The sequence below is a fragment of the Candidatus Neomarinimicrobiota bacterium genome (genome assembly GCA_018647265.1).
Classification (GTDB): Bacteria; Fidelibacterota; Marinisomatia; order Marinisomatales; family TCS55; genus TCS55.
The window spans coordinates 1-2518 of sequence record JABGTK010000010.1; the positions used below are offsets into that span (position 1 = coordinate 1).

At 41.9% G+C, this 2518-nt stretch carries 3 protein-coding genes; all 3 read left to right on the top strand.

Translation table 11 applies throughout. The annotated features are described in order from the left end of the window. Positions 1–297, top strand: a 297-nt coding sequence (locus tag HN459_01030) for a DUF423 domain-containing protein (GenBank protein ID MBT3478025.1), incomplete at its 5' end; no start/stop codon positions are given. Between the two features lie 13 nt (positions 298–310). Further along, positions 311–1630: an amino acid permease gene (locus HN459_01035; protein MBT3478026.1), complete on the top strand. Its 1320-nt coding sequence runs from the start codon at positions 311–313 to the stop codon at positions 1628–1630. Beyond that, positions 1623–2518: adenosylhomocysteinase (locus HN459_01040; protein MBT3478027.1), on the top strand; the 896-nt coding region annotated here is incomplete at its 3' end. The genes HN459_01035 and HN459_01040, both read left to right, overlap by 8 nt.

Below are 2518 nucleotides of genomic sequence, written 5' to 3' on the forward strand. Positions count from 1 at the left end.
CACGGACTCAAAAGCAAAGTAACCCCTGAAGATTTGGCAATCTTTGAAACGGGCGTTCGTTATCACATGTACCACGCTTTAGGATTAATCTTGATTGGTATTTTGGGATTCCATTTCAATTCAGAAGTAATCCAACTTCCAGCTGTTTTATTATCAGTTGGCATTTTGATTTTTTCGGGCAGTCTGTATATCCTCGTCCTCACAGGATTGCGTTGGATGGGGGCCATTACACCTATTGGTGGACTTGCCTTGATTGCCGGATGGGTTCTGCTCGCATTTCGATTGATTAAATCTTAAATCTCATTTAAAAATGACCGGTCCGAAGCGTGTATTAAAAACTTTCGATGCTACATCGATGGTGACGGGAAATATGATCGGTTCAGGCATTTTCCTTTTAGCAGGATATGCCGCAGCACCGGTACCCAATGATGTTACATTAATTTTAGCTTGGGTTGGAGGTGGACTCATGGCTTTGCTTGGTGCCTTTGCCATTGCAGAATTATCAACGCGATTTCCTGAAACGGGCGGTGATTTTCTTTATTTACATAAGGTATTCGGCCCATTTCCTGCATTCCTTTATGGGTGGATGAGTCTTGTAATATTTGAGACGGGGTCCATTGCTGTCCTCGCACTTTTCTCTGCAAAATATACCCACCAATTTTTCCCTGCTTCTTTGGCATTGTCCGAACCGATGTTAGCGTCCGTAATCGTTTTGGGATTTTCGGGAGTTCATTGTCTGAAAGTCGAAGTGGGATCGAGGTTTCAATCTATCTTAACGGTGGTAAAAATATTGGGTATTTTTCTAATGGTCGCTCTTTTATTTGGAGGTGATTCGGCACCATCCGTTGCATTAGCTGACGGTTCTTCTTCCAATTCATTCGTGGGATTTTCCCGTGCATTAACACCGATCTTTTTTGCATATACTGGTTGGAATGTGGCTGGGTACATGGGGGGCGAAATTAAAAATCCGCGGAAGACTTTACCGAGGGCATTGATTGGCGGAACACTTCTCACAACCATTATCTACGTTATTGTGAATTTATCCTTTTTGAAATCAGTTGGGTTGGCTGGAATCCAGGGTCAGGATATGGTACCGCTCGTTGCGTTGAAGGCAATAGGAGCGGAAGGATGGACTAAATTTTTATCCATTTTAATTTTCGTTAGTGTTACCAGTTCATTGTCTATCACTATTCAAACAGCTGGTGCCCGGGTCATCCAGTCTATGGGAGAACAGGGTGTCTTTTTTAAATTCACTGCACAAACTCATAAAAAGTTTAAAACGCCAGTGAATGCAATTTTACTCCAGGCATTTTGGACAATTGTGCTCATGTTTGCGTTGAATATCGAAAGTCTACTGGATTCAGCAACAGTGGTAATGATCATGTTTTCTGCTTTATCTATTTCAACTTTACTCAAAGTGGATCGATTCAATGATGGTGATGAAATTTATCGCATTCCATTATTTCCTTTGGTTCCCGCTGTATATATCATCAGCGCCGTTTTTATCAGTTGGGGCGTGATTCAATTTCATTTATCCCAAGGGAGTATTTTACCTATTTGGGGATTGGGCTTTTTAATATTTGGTTCTATTGTTTATTTAATTTGGAAAAAATGGATGTGGCATGAGTAAAGTAAAAGATATGGGATTGGCTGTAGAGGGAAAGAGACTGTTGGATTGGGCTGAAAGTAATATGCCAGTTCTTGCCTCAATTCGAGAACGATTTGAAAAAGAAAAACCATTGGCTAATATTCGGATTGGTGTGGCTCTTCATTTGGAAAAGAAGACGGGCATATTATTAAAAACATTGGTAGCTGGTGGGGCAGAAGTTTCTGCAGCATCTTGCAATCCTTTGACCACAGATGATCGAATTGCAGCTGCATTGGCAGATGAGATTGACATCTTTGCGTGGACGGGCCAAAATGATACTGAATATTACGAATGCTTAGATTCGGTCATTGCTTCTAAGCCGCAGATTACCATTGATGATGGGTGTGATTTGATCCATTTATTCCATACGAAATATGCAGATCAATTGGATGATGTAATCGGTGGATGTGAAGAAACGACAACAGGAATAATTCGGTTAGAAGCCATGAAAAAGGATGGTGAATTGAAATTGCCAGTGATGGCTGTGAATAATGCCCATTCTAAATATTTATTTGATAATCGCTATGGTACGGGTCAGAGCGTAATAGAAGGCATCCTGAATGCCACCAATACATTAATCGCGGGAAAGACAATTGTAGTGGTGGGTTATGGTTGGTGCGGTCGAGGTATCGCCAATCGCTTAAAAGGACTTGGGGCAAAAGTTATTGTGGTCGAAACCGCAGATGAAAACCCCGGTGGTTCTTCCGGATATCACCGCGCTTTGGAAGCATCCTATGACGGGTGTTGGGTCATGCCCATGGATGAAGCTGCGCCAAAGGGAGACATCTTTATTACGGCCACAGGCAATAAGCATGTTATTTCTGGTGCTCACTTGGATAAAATGAAAGATGGGGCTATCCTGGCGAATTC